Below are 17522 nucleotides of genomic sequence, written 5' to 3' on the forward strand. Positions count from 1 at the left end.
GCTACGCCATACGGTAGCCAACGCCGATGACCGTCTCGACGACCGACGGCTCGCCGAGCTTACGCCGCAGCGTCATGATCGTCATCCGCACGACGTTGGTGAACGGATCCGTGTGCTCGTCCCAGACGCGTTCCAGGAGCTCCTCGGCCGAGACGGTCGCGCCATCGGCCACCATCAGCGCCTCGAGCACCGCAAGCTCCTTGCGGGCGAGCTCGACCGGCTGGCCGGCGCGCGTGACGCTGCGTCTGCCGGGGTCAAGCTCGATGTCACCATGGCGCAGCACCGGCGGGCGGATCGTGGCTGTGCGGCGACTGAGCGCCCGGATCCGGGCCACCAGCTCGGCGAAGCGAAAGGGCTTGGCCATGTAGTCGTCGGCGCCAAGCGAGAGCCCCTCGACGACGTCGGAGAGCTCGCCCGCCGCGGTCAGCATGATGACCGCGGTCTGGGGCCGCTCGCGGCGCAGTGCACGGCACACCTCGTCGCCGTGCAGCTTTGGCAGGTCACGGTCAAGGACCATCACGTCGTAGCGCACGACGCGGGCCTTTGCCAGTGCGTCCTGGCCGTCGCCTGAGAGGTCCACGGCCATGCCTTCGCGCCGCAGGCCTCGAGCGATGGCGTCAGCCAGTCGCCGCTCGTCTTCCACCACCAGAACACGCATCTCAGGTAGACCCTTACGCCCGTTGGTAAGAGCAATATAACCGCTCAGACTTCGTCAGACAGGACCTCGAAGCGGATGCCGGCGCGCTGCAGGCGCCGAATCAGCGGATGCCCCAGCGCCAGCGCCGGCGTCAGCTGTCCGCCGCCCCTTGCCGGCAGGTCATCGTCAAAGGCCAGCGCGAATGCCGATTCAGCCAGCATCTTGGCCGTCTCGTCATAACCGGGGTCTCCCCCGGACACGGACGTGACCAGCCGCCGGCGACGCCTGGGCGACCCATGATCGGCGATGAAGGTGACCTTGAAGCGCGAGCGTGCCCGGCGCTCGGCGCTCGGTCCCTCACCGGCCCTGCGGTAGGTGAGCACCAGTCGCCTGGTCGGCCCGAACTGCGCCAGCGTGAGCAGCACCGGCAGCCCCGCGTAGAGCGCGATAGTGCGGCCCAGCCGACGGGTCACGACGTAGTGCGCGTAGGTGAACTCGGGGCCATAGGCGCTGTCAAGCCGCGCACTGCGCAGCACGTGGCGGGCGTCGATCAGCGGCGCCGGGACAACCCAGCCCCCGACCAGCGACTCGCGGTGCGGGCGGGCCTGGGCGCTGCGCACCGTGCGCCCCTCGGCGATCACCCCGTCGGGCGCGTGGCGCTCGATCGCGCGCCGCTGACGCGAGACGCGTCCGGCCTCCTGAAAGCGTGCGAGCGCGTTGACCGCCGAGCGCAGGGTGCCGCCGGAGATGGAGCCGTTGGACTGGCCAAAGCCGGCCAGCGCGACCGGCTCGCCGGCGGCGAGCTGGCTCACGGTGAACAGCGCCCCGAGGTCGAAGGGGATTGACTCATATCCGCAGGAGTGCACGAGCCGCGCGCCGCTCTCGCGCGCCTGCTCGTGGTAGCGCAGATACATCAGATCGACGAACTCGGACTCGCCGCTGATGTCCAGGTAGTCGGTCCCGGCGGCGGCGCACGCAGCCACGAGCGGCTCACCGTGGGTCAGGAAGGGGCCGACGGTGGAGATCGCCACGCGGGTCGACTGGGCCAGTGCCCGGATCGACTCGGGGTCGCTGACGTCGGCGACCACCAGCCCCACCGCAGGGTCACCGAGCCTGGCAGCGAGCGCCTCGAGCTTCTGGGGGCTGCGGCCGGCCAGCGCGAGCTTCGCTCCGGGCGGCGCGTTGGCCACCAGGTACTCGGCGGTCAGGGCGCCGGTGAAGCCGGTGGCGCCGAACAGGGCGATGTCGAACCTGCGTTCCACCGCCGCGACTTTACAGCGGTGAGCCGGCCCGGCCCGCGCGCGGCGCAGGCGATAATCGCCGGGTGCTGATCCGAGCCGCCATGCCGCAGGATGCAGGCGCCTGCCTTGCGATCTACGCGCCGCATGTGAGCGCCGGCGCGACCAGCTTCGAGGAGGTACCGCCCACCGTCGATGAGTTCGCGCTGCGGATCAGGCGCATTCTGCGCACGCACGCGTTCCTGGTGGCAGAGGCCGACGGCGAGCTCGCAGCCTTCGCCTACGCCGGGCCCTACCGCGAGCGGCCCGCCTACCGCTGGAGCGCCGAGGTCAGTGTCTACGTCGCTGCGCGCCATCACCGTAAGGGCGTGGCGAAGGGGCTGTACCGCACGCTCTTTGAGCTGCTCGAGCAGCAGGGCTACAGGCAGCTCCTGGCCGCGGTGGCGCTGCCCAACCCGGCAAGCATAAGGCTCCACCACAGCCTTGGCTTCGCCGATGTTGGTGTGTTTTGCAACGTCGGCTGGAAGGCCGGAGCGTGGCGGGATGTCGCCTGGTTGCAACGCCCGCTCGGCCGCCCACCCACCGAGACCAGCGCGCCGCCCTCGCCCGGCGCCCCGGTCAGACTGAGCGGCCCGGTCGAGATCTGAAGGCGTCGGCGTGTGCCCGCAGGTCGGTGACGGTCAGCACCGGCGGCACGGGCGGGCGCGCCGGTGCCGGTGCATCCAAAAGCTCGCCCAGCGTCTTTTCCGCCTGCCAGTGACACAGCGCCAGCGCGCGCTGGCTGAGCGCCCGCACGACGCGCACGCCGCTCTCCGGCGCGCGGATGTGGAAGTCCTGCTCAGCGCCCGAATCGGCAGGATCGCGCAGGACGCGCAGCGTCCAGCGCTCACGCACCTCCAGGTCGCAGCCGAGCAGCGCTCGCGTCGCCTCGAGCAGCAGCGCGTCCAGGCGCTCGGCGCGAAACGGCGCACGACCCCGCCCGCCTGAGCGTGCCTGACTGACGATCAGGCCACCGCCGGCCAGCGGCGCAAGCAGCGGCGCGACACCGTGTTCGACCGCTGCTGGATGCTCGAGCTCCAGGCGTGCGCGGAGCGCCTCGGCTCCCGGCGCGTTGGCGAAGACGGGATGCTCGAGCAGCGCAATGCCCGTGGTGATCGCAGGGCCGAGCCTACGTAGGCCCGCGAGGCGGAGCATCTGCACCGTTTCAGAGACGAGCTCCTCGCCTGCCGGCAGCGCCGCCAGCAGACCGTGGTCATAAGCGCCTGGACACACGATCACGTTGCCTGCGCGCACGCTCAACGGCCCGGCCTCCACCACCCCGCCGCCGAGGGCGTGAACGTGTGCGCGGAACTCGACCCGTGCCTGTGCGTCCTTTGCCAGCAGGCGTGTCAGCGCCGCGGTGATCGTGCGTGGATCGACCAGCAGATCCATGAGGCCGAAGAGCGCCCCCGTGATCCGCTCCCCGGCCGCCGGCAGCAGCGTGGTGGCCTCGCGCCGCGTGAGCATGCGCGCGCGGCCGGGGTGCTCGCCCGCGACCGCCTGCATGACCTCAAGCTCCTCGCGGCTGTGCGCCAGGATGATGGTGCCGTCGGTGCCGGCCGGCGTGCCAGCACGACGTGCGAGCTCCAACCAGAGCTCGCGGGCGGCCAGCGGCCCCGCATCGGTGCCAGCGCCGGCCAGCGCCGTGAAGAACAGGTGCCCGGAGTGCCTGACGCTGGCACCATGCGCACGGGCTTCCTGCTCCAGGAGCACCACGCCGAGCCCCCGGCGCCGCGCCGCCAGGGCGTGGGCGACCCCGACGACACCACCGCCAACGACGCAGACGTCGGTCTCGATGGTTCGCTTGGGGCTGTGCAAGGATCTCTGGGCTGCGTCCGGGTCTGGCAGCGCCACGGCGCTCAAGGGGCCATTTCTGCGCACACCCCGCGGCACCTGCAAGAAAGCACCCACGAACAGGCCGGATTTCTCGCCGCGGCGCATTCCGCCGCGCCATGCGCTTCTATATGCCGCGATGACAGCAAGGCTCGAGGGGGGCGTCGCGTGTCTGCGCGCCACAAGCTTGCGGATCGCTGCCGTGCTGGCGCTCACGTTCACCGCCAGCCTGCTCGTGATGAGCGCTGGCGCGCGGGCCGACGGCCTTGAGCTCTGCGCCGGATACAGCGGCTGCTCGAGTGGCGCCTTTACGACCAACGGCTACCAGAATGCGGCCGGGCAGTCGTGGTGGCGCATGTATGCGGGCATCAACTGCACCAACTACGCGGCCTACGTCGAGTCCCAGGTCTACGGTGTGCCCGAGCCGGCTCTGCTGCTTGGCAACGCCTACCAGTGGGCGGCCAACGCCGCGAGCGCCGGCATCCCGGTCAACCAGACGCCGACCGTCGGGTCGGTCGCGGTGTGGGCGGCGGGTGCGCCGGGGATGGGTGGCTTTGGCCACGTCGCGGTGGTGGAGGCGGTGGGCCCGGGCGCAAGCTACATCGACGTGTCACAGAGCGGCATGGGCACGGCCGCCGACGGCTTTGAGTGGGAGCAGATCAGCCGCGGCCCCGCCTGGGAGCCGTGGCCGTCCGACTTCATCCACTTCCAGGGTCCCGCCGTGCCCGGCACCATGCCGCCGCCCGGCCAGCGCGTCGGCGGCGCGCAGCTGACGGCCGCCGGCGGCTACTGAGCCGCGCGTGCTGCTCTACAACAACCCGGCTTCCGGCAACTGCTACAAGGTGCGACTGCTGGCCGCGCAGCTGGGACTCGACCTGGAGCTGCACGACCTGGATGTCGTTGATCGCAGCAACCGGCCGGCCGTGATCGGCCAGCTCACGCCCGTCCTGAGGGTGCCGGTGCTGGTGCTCGACGACGGCCGCGCGCTGTTTGAGTCAAACGCGATCATCGACTACCTGGCCGAGGGCACGCCCTACCTGCCGCAGGACCGCTACGAGCGCCAACAGGTGCTGGCCTGGCAGTTCTTCGAGCAGTACGAGATCGAGCCCAACCTCGCGGTCGCTCGCTTCTGGCGTCTGTTCGGGATCGAGCAGCCCGACAGCGCCTGGCAGCAGAAGCGCGAGGCGGGCCGCAGGGGCCTTGACGCGCTCGAGCGCGGCCTTGAGGGCCGCGATTTCCTGGTCGCGGATCGCTACAGCGTCGCCGATATAAGCCTCTACGGCTACACGCACGTGGCGGCCGAGGGCGGCTTCGACCTGGCTCCCTACCCCGCCATCAGGGCGTGGCTCGCGCGCGTGGCGGCCCAGCCCGGCCACATCGCGATCACGTCCTGAGTCAGGGGCGCCAGGGGCCGAGCGGCGAGAAGCGTCTGACCGCCTCGTTGATCAGCACCCGCGGCTCGAGCTTGGCCACGAGCGCCTGAAACTCGTCGTGGCGCTGGCCGCTGAGGCTGGCGGGGCGGCCGCGCGCCTCGCGCAAAAGCAGCACCAGGCGCCGGCGCTCGGCCGGCGTGAGCCGCTCAAAGTGTGTCTTTGCGAGCATCGCCAGCTCGGCGATCAGCACCAGCTCGACCAGCGGCAGGCGGCGCAACAGCGGCAGCCGCTTGGCCGCGCGCGCGACGGCGACATTCGTGAACGGAGACGGCATACCGCTCCGATTCTAGGCCCGCCCCTGGTCAGCTTGCGGCCTGCGGCCCGCTGGCCGCCGCACCCGTCAACGCGCGCTCAAGCCGTGGCGGGCGCTGTCCGCCGGGCAGGCTCCAGAGCGCATCATCGCCGAGCGGATGGCGCTGCGCGCGGCCCTCTGAAACCAGCTCGAGCAGCGCCCGCTCGGCGGCCTGCCGGTCGGGCAGCGCGTTGTTGGGCGCCAGGATCGCGGCCACCTCGGCCGTGGTGAGGCCGAGCGGGAAGCGCTCGAGCAGCTCACCTGTGTCCTGCGGCGGGTCGCGGCGCGCAAGCGTCGGGTCGAGGTTTGCGAGCAGCACGTCGTAGGCCTCGACCGGCTGCATGCCGCCCGCCTCCAGGCGCAGCCCGTCAGCGGTGCGCGTGAAGACCACCGACGGGGCCGTGTAGCGGACGTGGCCGTCGCTGTTGCCGGCCTTGCCCTGCAGTTCGGTGGGCGAGCCGGCGGCGGTGCGGGTCAGGGCCTTGTCGCGCTCGTACTCGGCCTGCACCTCGCCCTCGTCGATCAGCGAGACGATCCGCTCGGCATCCACGGCCTCAAGGCAGCCGAGCGCCTCGCGCAGATCCCCGTCGTCGTCGAGCAGCAGCGGCGTGGTGAAGTTCGCAAGCTGAAGCGTCCTGAACACAGCCCATTCGCTGCCCGGCGACTCGCGCCTTGCGGCGATGACCGCGCGGCAGGCACGCGATGAGGCCGCCAGACGCTCCTTGGGCACGGGCGCAAACGGCATCCCCCAGCGCTCGCGGAACATCAGCGCGCCCTGCGCCTGGCGCAGTGGCGTGTAGCCGTGGGCCTCGTAGCGGCTGACGTCCTCGCTCAGGCCGACCAGCACGAGCGCCCAGTCGATCTGCTCGCCGTAGCGCCACTCGATGACGCGCAGCGCCGGGTTCTCGGAGTAGCCGAAGGGACAGGCGGGGTCGCTGAAGAGCGTGGCTTTGATCGGGGCGGTCATACCATCGAGCTTACCAACCGTAAGCTGCTTGTCGTTCGGTTCCACGAATGCGGCTCAGCGGCCGGCGAGCGGGCGAAAGCAGCGCAGGAACGCAGCCGAGCCGAGCGGCGCACCGGTCGCCTGCTCGACCAGCGCCGTCGTGTCGAGGCGGCGCCCGTGGCGGTGCACGCGCTCGCCCAGCCAGCCTTGAATCGGCGCCACCTCGCCCCTGCGCAGGTCATCCTCGCGCGGCCCGAGCTCGGCCTCGAGCGTCTCCCACAGCTGTGCCGCGATCAGGCAGCCGAGCGCGTAGCTCGGGAAGTAGCCGAAGTCGCCACCGCCCCAGTGGATGTCCTGCAGACAGCCGAGCGCGTCGGAGCTCACCTCCACGCCGAGCAGGCGGCGCATCCGGTCGCGCCACGCCGCCGGCAGGTCGCTGACGGCCAGCTGGCCGTCGATCAGCGCCAGCTCGAGCTCGAAGCGCAGGATGATGTGGAGCGGATAGCTCAGCGGGTCGGCGGCTGCGCGCAGCGGGCCGGCCTGCACGCCGAGCATCGCGCCGTGCAGCTCGTCGGGCCCCAGCGCAAACCCGGCCCTGGCCAGCTCGGCGATGATCACCGGCGCGAAGGCGGGGTTGCGCGCGACGTGGTTCTCCCACAGCTTGCTCTGCGACTCGTGGATCGACATCGACGTCCCGGTGCCGAGGTTGGTGCGCGCAAGCCGCGGGTCGATCTGGCGCTCATACAGCGCGTGGCCGTACTCGTGCAGCGCGATCACCACGGCTTGAAGGTCGGCGTCGCTGTACCTGGTGGTCATGCGCGAGTCCCGCGGGCCCATGCTGGTGCTGAAAGGGTGTGAGGAGACGTCCACCCGCCAGCTTTCAGGCGCCACCCCGAGACGGGCGAGCACGCCCTGGACCGCCGCGCGCCTGGCGGCTTCGGGCACCTCGAGCCGCCGCCGCGGCGTGTGCTGCTGGGCTTCGGCGACCAGCGGCACCAGCGTCTGGGCGAGCTCGTCAAAGAGCCTGTGCAGCTCCTCGGCGCGCAGGCCGAAGTCGTAGTCGCCGAGCAGCCCGTCGTAGGGCCCTGAGCCGTCGTCGGCGACACACTCACCGTAGGCGCGCGCCAGCTCGACGTTGCGCGCAAGCGCCAGCGCGAAGGCGCTGAAGTCGTCCTGCTCGCGTGCACGCTGCCAGCTCTCCTCGCCATCGGCGTGTGCCCGGGCGAGCTCGCCGGCGAGCTCCTGCGGCACCCGCCGCGCCCGCTCAAAGTCGCGGCGCGCGATCCGCACGATGTCGGCGTCGAGCTCATCGAGCGTCGCGGCGTCGAGCGCCGCCAACAGCTCGCCGAGCTCCTCGGCCGTGCGCAGCCCGTGCGCGATGCGCGCGACCGTCTCAAGCTGCTGCGCGCGTGCCTCGGCGCCCTCCTGGGGCATCATGACCCGCTGATCCCAGCCCAGGAGGGCCTGGACGCCATCAAGGTCAGAAAGCTCGGCCAGCCGGCCGCGGAGGCTCTCGATCGCGGTCACCGCCTCAGCATAGAGAAAGCCCGCTGCCGCGCAGCTCGGGTCGTTCTTTGGGAGCCCGACCACCAGATCTGGTGGTCGGGCTCACAAAGTTCGTGGCCCAGGGCCACGGCGTCCTGAGGCTAACTGCCGAGCGGCTCGGTGGCGACGTCGCGGCGCACCAGCGCGGCGTAGAGGCCGCCCAGCTCGAGCAGCTCCTCGTGGCTGCCGCGCTCGGCGATCACGCCGTGGTCGAGCACGACGATTTGGTCGGCGTCGCGCACGGTCGAGAGGCGGTGGGCGATCGTGATCGTGGTGCGACCCTCGGAGAGGCGCTCGAGCTCGGCCTGGACCGCCGCCTCGGTCTGGGTATCGAGCGAAGAGGTGGCCTCATCGAGGATCAGCACCGGCGGGTTGCGCAGGATCGTGCGGGCGATCGCCATGCGCTGCTTCTCCCCGCCCGAGAAGCGGTAGCCGCGCTCGCCGACGACCGTGTCATAGCCGTCGGGCAGCGACGCGATCAGCTCGTGGATGCGGGCCGTGCGCGCCGCCTCCTCGATCTCCGCATCGGTCGCCTGAGGCTTGGCGAAGCGCAGGTTCTCGCGCACGCTGGCGTGAAAGAGGTAGGTCTCCTGGGAGACCACGCCGATCGTCGCGGCCAGCGACTCCAGGCTCACGCGGCGGATGTCCACGCCGTCAATCATGACCCGCCCGCGCTGGGGCTCATAGAGCCGCGCCGCCAAATAGCCGAGCGTCGTCTTGCCCGAGCCGGTCTCGCCCACCACGGCGGTGCGTGTGCCCGGCGCGACAACCAGGTCGATGTCACGCAGCGTCCACTCCGGGGCCTGCTCGCGGGCGCCGGCCAGCGGGCCGGCGCCCGCGCCGTAGCGGAACGAAACCCCCTCAAAGCGCACCTCGCCGACCACACGGGCGGGGTCGAGCACGACCGGGTTCTCGGCCTCCGTGATGTCCACCGGCAGGTCCATGTACTCAAAGATGCGGTCAAACAGAGCCAGCGATGCCTCGATTTCGGTGCCGGCGCCGAGCAGCGACTGGACCGGGAACAAAAGCCGCGTCTGCAGGGTCGTGAAGGCCACGAGCGTGCCGACGTTGATATGACCGATGAAGCTCTGACCGCCGAACCAGTAGATCAGCGCCGGCATCGCCGCGAAGACGAACTGGATCGTGCCCATCGTCCAGCGGCCCGCCATCCGCGAGCGGACCTCCAGGTCGGCTATGTCCTTGGACTCGTCGGTGAAACGACGGGCCAGGTCATCGCCACGGCCCATCGTCTTGCCGAGCATGATCCCCGAGACCGACAGCGACTCCGCCACCAGCGCGCTCATGTCGGCCAGACGGCGCTGTTGCTCGGTGGTGATGCGGCGGCGGATCTTGCCGACCTTGCGCGTCATCGCCACCGAGGGCGGGACCAAAAGCAGCGAGATCCCCGCGAGCCGCGGGTCCAGCAGCAGCATGGCGACGGTCGCGCTGATCACGGTCGTGACGTTCGAGGCGATCGTCGTGGCGGTGTTGGTGATGACGTTGTCCAGTCCGCCGATGTCGTTTGAGATGCGCGACTGGACCTCACCGGTGCGCGTGCGGGTGAAGAACGCAAGCGACATCTGCTGCAGGCGCTGGTAGACCGCAGCGCGCAGGTCGTGCATGACCCGCTGCCCGACGGCGTTTGAGATGTAGGTCTGCCAGACGCTCGTGGCCTGCGAGATCAGTGCCACCAGGATCATGCCGGCGACCATCTCGGTGAGGACCGTGTCGTTGTGGCCGATGATCCCCTGGTCCAGTGCGGCACGCAGCAGGAAGGGGTTCAGCATCGCGACCGCCGAGGCGAAGACGATCATCACAAGCACGATCGACAGGCGCAGGCGGTAGGGCGCAAACAGCCTCAGGATGCGCCGCGGGTCACGCGGACGCGAGGGGTCCATGAGCGCCGGCTGCTCCTTCTTGGGCGTGCGGAACTGGCGCATCGCGCCCGAGCCGCCGCTGCCGTGCATCGCGCCCAGTCCACTGCCACCGAAACTCATCACCGCTCATGATGACGGGTCCGTACGCGCGACCTGCGATCATGCGCGGCGAGCGCCGTCGCCGCACTTTCACCCCGCCCCGCAGCTGCCGACTACACGCACATGAACGAGCCGCTTGACAGCCCCGGGCCCGATGTGCCACTTGACCCGCAGGTGGGCACCATCGCCGGGATCGCCGGTCCACCGGCATCCTCACCGCTGCTCGGCGGCAGCCCGTTTCCGCCAATCGCCGAATACGGCTTTCTGTCCGATTGCGAGACCACGGCGCTGGTTGCCCCGAGTGGGGCGATCGAGTGGCTCTGCCTGCCGCGGATCGACTCCCCAAGCGTGTTTGGGGCGCTGCTCGACCGCGACGCGGGCTCGTTTCGGCTCGGCCCCTCGGGGATCAGCGTGCCCGCGGCGCGCCGCTACCTGCCGGGCACGATGGTGCTCGAGACCAGCTGGGGCACCGGCTCCGGCTGGATCATTGTGCGCGACGCGCTGTTGATCGGCGGCTGGCACCACGAGGACGAACGCTCGGGGACACACCGCCGTGCCCCCACCGACTACGACGCCGACCACGTGCTGCTGCGCACGATCCGCTGCGTCAACGGACAGGTGGAGATCGTGATGGACTGCGAGCCGGTCTTCGACTACGGGCGCAAGCTGGTGCGCTGGGAGTACACCGGCCCCGGCTACAACGACGGGGTCGCGACCGCCCCCGGCAGTGACATCAGGCTGGGGTTGCGCACCAACCTGCGGATCGGCTTTGAGGGCCCGCGCGCGACCGCGCGCCACCGCATGAAGGAGGGTGAGCAGCTCTACTGCGCGCTTTACTGGTCCGAGCACGCACCACCGCAGAGCTTTGACGAGGCCTACGAGCGTCAGGTCTGGACCGCGCACCACTGGCAGCACTGGGTCGACCGCGGGACCTTCCCGGACCACCCCTGGCGGGCCCACCTGCAGCGCAGCGCCCTGACCCTGAAGGGCCTGACCTACGCCCCGACCGGGGCGCTGATCGCGGCGTCCACGACCTCGCTGCCCGAGACCCCCCAGGGCGAGCGCAACTGGGACTACCGCTACAGCTGGATCCGGGACTCGACCTTCATGCTGTGGGCGCTCTACACGCTCGGCTTCGACTGGGAGGCAAACGACTTCTTCTACTTCATCGCCGACGTGGCCGGCGGCCAGGAGGACCTGCAGGTGATGTACGGGCCGGGCGGCGAGCGCAACCTCGAGGAGCGGACGCTTGATCACCTCTCCGGCTACGAGGGCGCCCGACCGGTCCGGATCGGCAACGACGCCTACCGTCAGGTGCAGCACGACGTGTGGGGGGCGCTGCTCGACTCCGTCTACCTGCACACGCGCTCGCGCGACTCGCTCGATGAGCGCGTCTGGCCGATCCTCAGCCGCCAGGTCGAGATGGCGATCAAGCACTGGCGCTCGCCCGATCGCGGCATCTGGGAGGTGCGTGGCGAGCCCAAGCACTTCACCTCATCCAAGATGTTCTGCTGGGTTGCCTGTGATCGCGGCGCCCGGCTGGCCGAGATCCGTGAGGACTGGGACCTGGCAAGACGCTGGCAGCAGGCCGCGGATGAGATCCACGCCGACATCTGTGAGCACGGCGTCGACGAGCGGGGCGTGTTCGTGCAGCACTACGAGACGACCGCACTCGACGCGGCGATGCTGCTTTTGCCGCTGTTGCGGTTTTTGCCACCCAGCGACGAGCGCGTGCGCGCCACCGTGCTGGCGATCGCCGATGAGCTCACCGAGAACGGCCTGGTGCTGCGCTACCGCACCGAGGAGACCGACGACGGCCTGAGCGGGACCGAGGGGACGTTTTTGATCTGCTCGTTCTGGCTGGTCTCGGCGCTGGCTGAGATCGGCGAGCTGACGCGCGCGCGTGAGCTGTGCGAGCGGCTGCTGGGCTACGCCTCCCCGCTGGGGCTCTACGCGGAGGAGATCGACCCGCGCACCGGGCGGCATCTGGGCAACTTCCCGCAGGCGTTCACGCACCTGGCGCTGATCAACGCGGTGATGCACGTGATCCGCGCCGATGAGGCGCAGGCGTTCCCCAACGGCGGCCCGATCACGCACGGCTGGCGCTGAGCGACCGCCGGCCTACGCCAGCAGTCCCAGCCGCTGCGCGCGCTGCACCGCCTCGGTGCGGTTGCGGACCTCGAGCTTGCGATACAGCGAGCTGGTGTGCTCCTTGACCGTGTGCGGGCTCAGGTGCAGGGCCGCCGCGATCTCGGGATTGGTCAGTCCCGCCGCCATCAGGTTGAGCACCTCGCGCTCGCGCTCGGACAGCCCGAGCACGCCCGAGCGATCCTGGCGCTCAAAGACGCTGCCACCGAGACCGACCAGCCGTACCGCGCCGGCGATCTTGGCCGCCGGCCAATCCTTGTAGGCGAAGCCGGAGGCGCCGGCCGCCCGCGCGGCGCTGGCCGAGATCTCACCGGCGCCGGAGAACAGCAGGACCCGGGTGCCGGGCTCCGCCTCGCGCAGGCGCTCACAGACCTGAGCACCCGACTCCTCGCCGATGAACAGGTCGACGACCGCGACGTGCGGCCGGTAGCGGCGGGTCAGCGCCACGGCGTCCTCGCCCGTAGAGGCGGTCAGGCAGCGCTCAACCCACGGCTGCTGGGTGAGCATCAGGCGAAACCCCCAATGCACCACGTCGTGATCATCCACGACCAGCACGCGCAACCGCTGCGGGCTGCGCGTCGCGGTCCCGCCCGTCGCCTCAGACATCGTGGGGAACCACCAGGCGAACCTGCCACCGGTCTTCACCCAGTGGGCCGAACTCGACGATGCCGCCGCTCTGCAGCGCCTCAAAGGCAGCCAGACGCAGGCCCATGCCGGGCGTGTGCGGGTGCTTTACGTCCACGCCGTCGTTGATGACCTCGAGCACGAACGCCCCGTCGAGCTGCGCGGTGCGCACCTCGACGGAGGTTGGCCTGGCGTGCTTTCTGACGTTGCGGACAGCCTCCGCCAGGACGCTCTGGGCGAGCGGCTCAAGCTGTGTTGGCACGCTCGCCGCAACCCCGTCACTGAACGTCAGGTTTAGATCGAGGTTTGACTGCGTGAGGCGCAACAGCTCGGCGTCAAAGGTCGTGGCGGTGGCCCGCGACTCACGGCCAAGCGGCCGCTGGATCGCGTCGCGCAGCTCCCCCAGCGCGGCCTGGATCTCCTCGGCGCAGCGGGCACGAACCTCTGCGGGCAGGTCGCCGGAACCGTCGAGCACCATCGAGATGCCAAACAGTCGCTGCACCACGCCCTCGTGCACCTCCCGCGCGAGGTCGATGCGCTGGCGCAGCTGTCGCGAGGTCTGCGCCTGTGTGGCAACGTTGCGCGCGACGGCCGCCAGCGCCGCAGCCTTGCCAAGCGTCCAGAGCAGGTCACGCTCCGCCGGCCCCAGCGGCGGCTCCTCCAGGCTGCGCTCCGCCACGATCACGCCACGGGCGCTGCCGGCGGCGACCATCGGCGCGCAGACGAGCCTGGCCGGCTCCCCAACCAGGTGTGCGTAGCGCTTTGGCAGCTGTTCGCGGACGTCGCCCGCCGTCTCCACGACCTGATCCTCACGGATCGCGCGCGCGGCGAAGGGCGCCATGTCAACCGAGATGTAGGCGTCGGTGAACGATTCGATGTCCACCCCGTAGGCTCCCGCAGCCCGCACCTGTCGGCTGCTCTGGTCGTAGCGGAAGATGATCGCGCGACGCAGCCGTGCCAGCCGGCAGACGGCGCGGCACAGGCGATCGTAGAAATCGTCGCCGGCAGCCGGCTCCTGCTCAGACTGCGAGAGCACGTCGGCAAAGAGCTCGATCGCCTCCACCGCGACGGCGCGCGCGCTGGGATCCTCGCTCTGGTTGGTGGTTCGGATGGTGTCGGACATCGGCGCTCGATCAGACGACGGGGCCTTGCCGGCGCCCGCGAGTCGCAGGCGCGAGCCCCGGGACCGCGGCTAGCCGGTCGGCGCCTGCGCCCGGGCGATCGGGCGCTTGCCCCAGCGACTGCGTGTCGCGAAGTCAAGCAGGCGGTTCATGTATTCGCGCAGCGGCGTGCAGTGGATCCCCGCCTGGGCCAGCCGCGTCCGCGTGCGCGCGTTGTCAAACACGGTCGCGATCGCGAAGTACGGGAAGTAGATGCGGATCGCCCCCACCGCTGCGTCTGAGAGTGTGCCGGCGCCGGCGATGAACTCGGCCGGCGGGACCGCCCGTGGCTCCGGCCGGCGGAAATAACGCGCCGCCAGCGAGACGATCTCCGCAAAGGTGGAGGCGTCCTCGCTCGCGGTGAGCAGGAACGTCCGGTGGTCGGCGTCGTTGGGCGCCTCGCTGAGCTCGTAGATGGCGTCGGCGACGTAATCGATCGAGACGACGTCGAGCGGTGCCTCTGGCATCGCCGGCACCGCGCGAAAGAGGCCGGTGGAGAGCGCGCGCAGCGGCCAATACATGACGTTGAAGGCGGCCGTCCAGCCACTGGAACGGTCGCCCACGACGATGCTCGGGCGCAGCACGATCCAGGGCAGATGGTCGGCCTCGCTGCGGATCATCTGCTCGGTCTCGAACTTGGATTGCTCGTAGGTGTTGCGAAACTCCTGGCCGACATCGAGGTCCTCCTCGGTGAAGCGTCCCGTGTGTGTGCCCGCCACGTAGGCGGTGGAAATCTGCGCGTAACGGTGCAGACCGCCGCGCTGCTGAGCCAGCGTGGCAAAGTCGAGCATGTGCCTGGTGCCGCCGACATTGACCCGCCGAGCGTCCTCGAGCGTCTGCTCGAAGGAGACGTTGGCGGCGCAGTGCACGATCGTCGTGACCTCGGCGGCGAGCCGCTCGCGCGTCGGCTGGCTGAGACCAAGGTCGCTGTCGGCGACGTCGCCCGCGACCGCCTCGATGCGATGGGCGAAGAGCTCGGCGCCGTTGGCCACCAGCTCGTCCAGGATCCCGTCCAGTCGCTCGCGCGCGGCCGCATCCGAGGGTGCGCGCACCAGACACGTGACCGGACGCTCGCCGCGCTCGAGGTAGCGCACGAGCACCTCCATGCCGACGAAGCCGGTGGCGCCCGTCAGAAAGACCCGACCGGCGCTCAACTTCCCGCCCTGGCCAGCGAGCGCAGCGCCCAGGCGACGCGCTGGCGCGTCTGCTCGGGCGCGATCAGCTCGTCGATGTGACCGCTCGCCGCCGCGACCTGGGGGCGCAGATGTGTTTCGGCGTAACGCACGGCGAGCTCCTCGCGCGCCGCGTCCGGATCCTCGGCCGCCGCCAGCTCGCGACGGTGGATGATGCCCACGGCGGGCTTGGCGCCCATCACGCCGATCTCCGCCTGCGGCCAGGCAAAGACGTAATCGGCGCCCAGGTCCTTGGAGTTCATCGTGATGAACGCACCGCCAAAGGCCTTGCGCAGAATCACGGTCACCCTGGGGACGGTCGCCCTGGCGAAGGCGTGCACGAACGTGGCGCCAAGGCGGATCACGCCGGCCGCCTCCTGGCTTGAGCCGGGCATGAAGCCGGGCGTGTCGACCAGCACCAGCAGCGGCACGCCAAACGCGTCGCACTGACTGACGAAGCGTGCGCCCTTCTCCGAGCTCGAGGTGTCGAGCACACCGCCGAGATAGCGCGGCTGGTTGGCCACCACACCGACCGGCCGGCCCTCGATCCGGATGAACGCGGTCACCAGGTTGCGGGCCCAGCCGGGGGCCACCTCCAGCAGATCGCCGCCGTCGGCGATGCCGGCGATCACCGAGCGCACGTCGTAGACCTGGCGCGGGTTGTCAGAGACGTGAACCGACGGGTCTGCGGCACCGGCCGGCCGCGGTTCGGCGAGCGGCAGCGGCAGGTCGCGGTGGCTTGGCAGGAAGCCGAGCAGGTCGCGGGCGAGCAGCGCCGCGTCGGCGTCGCTGGGGGCCACGAAGTGCGCCACGCCGTTGCGCTCGTGAACGCGGTGGCCACCCAGCTCGGCGGCGGTCACATCCTCACCGAGCGCATCCTTGACGACGGCCGGGCCGGTCAGGAACATGCTCGCGTCCTTGGTCATCACGACCCAGTCGGTGAGCGCCGGCGAATAGGCGCCGCCCCCGGCTGAGAGGCCGCTGATGATCGAGATCTGCGGCACCTTGCCCGAGAGCGCAACCGTCTGACGGAAGATCCGGCCGTAGCCGCCGAGTGCGCGCACACCCCCTCCTGCATGCGTGCGCCTCCGGAGCCGACGAAGCCGACGACGGGAGCCCGCGCACGGTCGGCGAGCTCGAGCACCCTGACGATCGTCTCGGCGTGCATCTCACCCAGTGACCCGCCGACGTAGGAGTTGTCCTGGGCGTAGCAGAACACCGGGCGGCCGTCGACCAGGCCGGCGCCGCCCACGACGCCGTCACCGGCACGGGCCTTGAGACCCATGTGGCTCGAGACGACCTCCGAGCGGATCACGTCGAGCGAGCCGGGATCGCAGAGCGCCTCGAGGCGCTCGATCGGCGTGAGCGTCTCCTGGTCGCTGGTCGAAAGCACTGCACTCATGCTGGCACCCCCCATTCGAGAACTGTCGCGCCCCAGATCAGCCCGGCGCCGAACGCGCCCAGCAGCACGCGGTCGCCGTTATGCAGGCGCCCGCTCTGAACGCTGTGGTCCAGCGCGAGCGGAAGTGTGGCCGCGGACGTGTTGCCCAGGCCCGAGATGCAATCGACCACGCGTTCGCTGCGCAGGCCGAGGCGCTCACCCACGGCCGTCAGGATGCGACCGTTGGCTTGGTGGTAGACGAAGAGATCGATGTCGTCGAGCGCGAGCCCCGCCGCGGCAACCGCCTCGGCGGTTGTCTCTGACAGGCGCGCGACGGCCAGCTTGAAGGTCTCGTGGCCGGCCATGCGCATCCGCTGCTCCTCGCGGTCGACGTAGATGATCCCGTCGGTATCGGGCTCGCTGCGCAAAAGGATCGGTCCGATCCGGGCCTCGCCACTGGCGACGAGCACGACCGCGCCGGCACCGTCGGCGAAGATTGCGGAGGTACCACGGTCGGCCGGGTCGACGATCCGCGACATCAGGTCGGCGCCCACCACGACCACACAGCTCGCGCGGCCGGCGTCGATCATCGACGCGCCGGTCGCAAGCGCCGCCAGAAAGCCCGAGCAGGCGGCGCCGACATCAAAGGCACCGGCGCGGGTGGCGCCGAGCGCACCGGCGACCATGGGCGCCGCGTTGGGCATGACCTCATCCGCCGTGCTTGTCGCAACCAGGACGAGATCGACGTCGCTGGGCACAACCCCGGCGCGCTCGAGCGCGATCGCGGCCGCGGCCGCGGCGAGCGTGTCCAGGCGCTCCTGCGGCGCCGCGACGTGGCGCGCGCGGATCCCGGTGCGACGTGCAATCCAGTCGGGCGCGAGTCCGAGCCGCTGCTCGATCTCGGCTGAGTCAACGACGCCAGCGGGCAGGCTCGAGCCCACCGCCGCAACCGCTGCACCGCCCACACGCAAACGCGCAGCGCTGATTCCAGGGACTGTGGTCGGCCTCGTCATCGCAGTCACTGGTATTGAAGCGTCGCGCCGCACGCAGGTTTGTTCCACCAGACTCATGCGCGAACCACCCGGCCGGGGGGGCGCA

General features: G+C 70.5%; 17 protein-coding genes. 4 read left to right on the plus strand and 13 right to left on the minus strand.

Going from position 1 to position 17522, the window contains the following annotated elements; all coding sequences use genetic code 11:
• Window position 1: 1 nt before the first annotated feature.
• Entirely contained in the window at window positions 2-658 is a 657-nt protein-coding gene (locus M3M54_RS05960) for a response regulator transcription factor (protein WP_249021269.1), read from the minus strand.
• A gap of 44 nt (window positions 659-702) precedes the next feature.
• Window positions 703-1899, minus strand: coding sequence for a trans-acting enoyl reductase family protein (locus M3M54_RS05965; protein ID WP_249021270.1), 1197 nt, complete (start codon window positions 1897-1899; stop codon window positions 703-705).
• 62 nt (window positions 1900-1961) lie between these two features.
• Here M3M54_RS05965 and M3M54_RS05970 point away from each other — a divergent pair, with 62 nt between their 5' ends.
• Entirely contained in the window at window positions 1962-2522 is a 561-nt protein-coding gene (locus M3M54_RS05970; RefSeq protein WP_249021271.1) for a GNAT family N-acetyltransferase, read from the plus strand.
• Here M3M54_RS05970 and M3M54_RS05975 read toward each other — a convergent pair.
• Complete coding sequence (locus M3M54_RS05975; protein WP_249021745.1) at window positions 2494-3768, minus strand: FAD-dependent oxidoreductase; 1275 nt, start codon at window positions 3766-3768, stop codon at window positions 2494-2496. The two genes, M3M54_RS05970 and M3M54_RS05975, sit on opposite strands and share 29 nt — an antisense overlap.
• Before the next feature lie 118 nt (window positions 3769-3886).
• Here M3M54_RS05975 and M3M54_RS05980 point away from each other — a divergent pair, with 118 nt between their 5' ends.
• Entirely contained in the window at window positions 3887-4540 is a 654-nt protein-coding gene (locus tag M3M54_RS05980; RefSeq protein ID WP_249021272.1) for a CHAP domain-containing protein, read from the plus strand.
• Between the two features lie 7 nt (window positions 4541-4547).
• On the plus strand, window positions 4548-5141 hold the full coding sequence (locus M3M54_RS05985) for a glutathione S-transferase family protein (protein ID WP_249021273.1): 594 nt from the start codon (window positions 4548-4550) through the stop codon (window positions 5139-5141).
• A 1-nt stretch (window position 5142) separates the two neighbouring features.
• Here M3M54_RS05985 and M3M54_RS05990 read toward each other — a convergent pair whose 3' ends face one another.
• From M3M54_RS05990 to M3M54_RS06005, 4 genes are all read right to left on the minus strand, one after another.
• Window positions 5143-5454 carry a hypothetical protein gene (locus M3M54_RS05990; protein WP_249021274.1) on the minus strand — a complete coding sequence of 104 codons (312 nt, stop codon included), beginning with the start codon at window positions 5452-5454 and terminating at the stop codon, window positions 5143-5145.
• A gap of 28 nt (window positions 5455-5482) precedes the next feature.
• Complete coding sequence (locus tag M3M54_RS05995) at window positions 5483-6439, minus strand: hypothetical protein (RefSeq protein ID WP_249021275.1); 957 nt, start codon at window positions 6437-6439, stop codon at window positions 5483-5485.
• A gap of 54 nt (window positions 6440-6493) precedes the next feature.
• A complete protein-coding gene (locus M3M54_RS06000) occupies window positions 6494-7945 on the minus strand; it encodes a carboxypeptidase M32 (RefSeq protein ID WP_249021276.1) in 1452 nt (483 codons plus the stop codon).
• Between the two features lie 119 nt (window positions 7946-8064).
• A complete protein-coding gene (locus tag M3M54_RS06005; RefSeq protein ID WP_371878645.1) occupies window positions 8065-9903 on the minus strand; it encodes an ABC transporter ATP-binding protein in 1839 nt (612 codons plus the stop codon).
• Between the two features lie 159 nt (window positions 9904-10062).
• Here M3M54_RS06005 and M3M54_RS06010 point away from each other — a divergent pair, with 159 nt between their 5' ends.
• Complete coding sequence (locus M3M54_RS06010) at window positions 10063-12048, plus strand: glycoside hydrolase family 15 protein (RefSeq protein WP_249021277.1); 1986 nt, start codon at window positions 10063-10065, stop codon at window positions 12046-12048.
• A 12-nt stretch (window positions 12049-12060) separates the two neighbouring features.
• Here the strand turns inward: M3M54_RS06010 and M3M54_RS06015 are convergent, their stop codons facing one another.
• From M3M54_RS06015 to M3M54_RS06040, 6 genes are all read right to left on the minus strand, one after another.
• Entirely contained in the window at window positions 12061-12693 is a 633-nt protein-coding gene (locus M3M54_RS06015; protein WP_249021278.1) for a response regulator transcription factor, read from the minus strand.
• The gene (locus M3M54_RS06020; RefSeq protein WP_249021279.1) at window positions 12686-13834 is read right to left on the minus strand and encodes a GAF domain-containing protein; all 1149 of its coding nucleotides are present in this window, start codon (window positions 13832-13834) and stop codon (window positions 12686-12688) included. The genes M3M54_RS06015 and M3M54_RS06020 overlap by 8 nt, the downstream gene beginning before the upstream one ends.
• Window positions 13835-13903: 69 nt before the next feature.
• Entirely contained in the window at window positions 13904-15025 is a 1122-nt protein-coding gene (locus M3M54_RS06025; protein ID WP_249021280.1) for an SDR family oxidoreductase, read from the minus strand.
• On the minus strand, window positions 15022-16047 hold the full coding sequence (locus M3M54_RS06030; protein ID WP_371878646.1) for an acyl-CoA carboxylase subunit beta: 1026 nt from the start codon (window positions 16045-16047) through the stop codon (window positions 15022-15024). The genes M3M54_RS06025 and M3M54_RS06030 overlap by 4 nt, the downstream gene beginning before the upstream one ends.
• Window positions 15969-16445, minus strand: a complete 477-nt coding sequence (locus tag M3M54_RS06035; RefSeq protein WP_249021281.1) for a carboxyl transferase domain-containing protein — start codon at window positions 16443-16445, stop codon at window positions 15969-15971. The genes M3M54_RS06030 and M3M54_RS06035 overlap by 79 nt, the downstream gene beginning before the upstream one ends.
• Window positions 16442-17437: a beta-ketoacyl-ACP synthase 3 gene (locus M3M54_RS06040; protein WP_249021282.1), complete on the minus strand. Its 996-nt coding sequence runs from the start codon at window positions 17435-17437 to the stop codon at window positions 16442-16444. The genes M3M54_RS06035 and M3M54_RS06040 overlap by 4 nt, the downstream gene beginning before the upstream one ends.
• Window positions 17438-17522: the final 85 nt, after the last annotated feature.

Source organism: Conexibacter sp. S30A1 (assembly GCF_023330665.1).
Taxonomy (GTDB): Bacteria; Actinomycetota; Thermoleophilia; order Solirubrobacterales; family Solirubrobacteraceae; genus Palsa-465.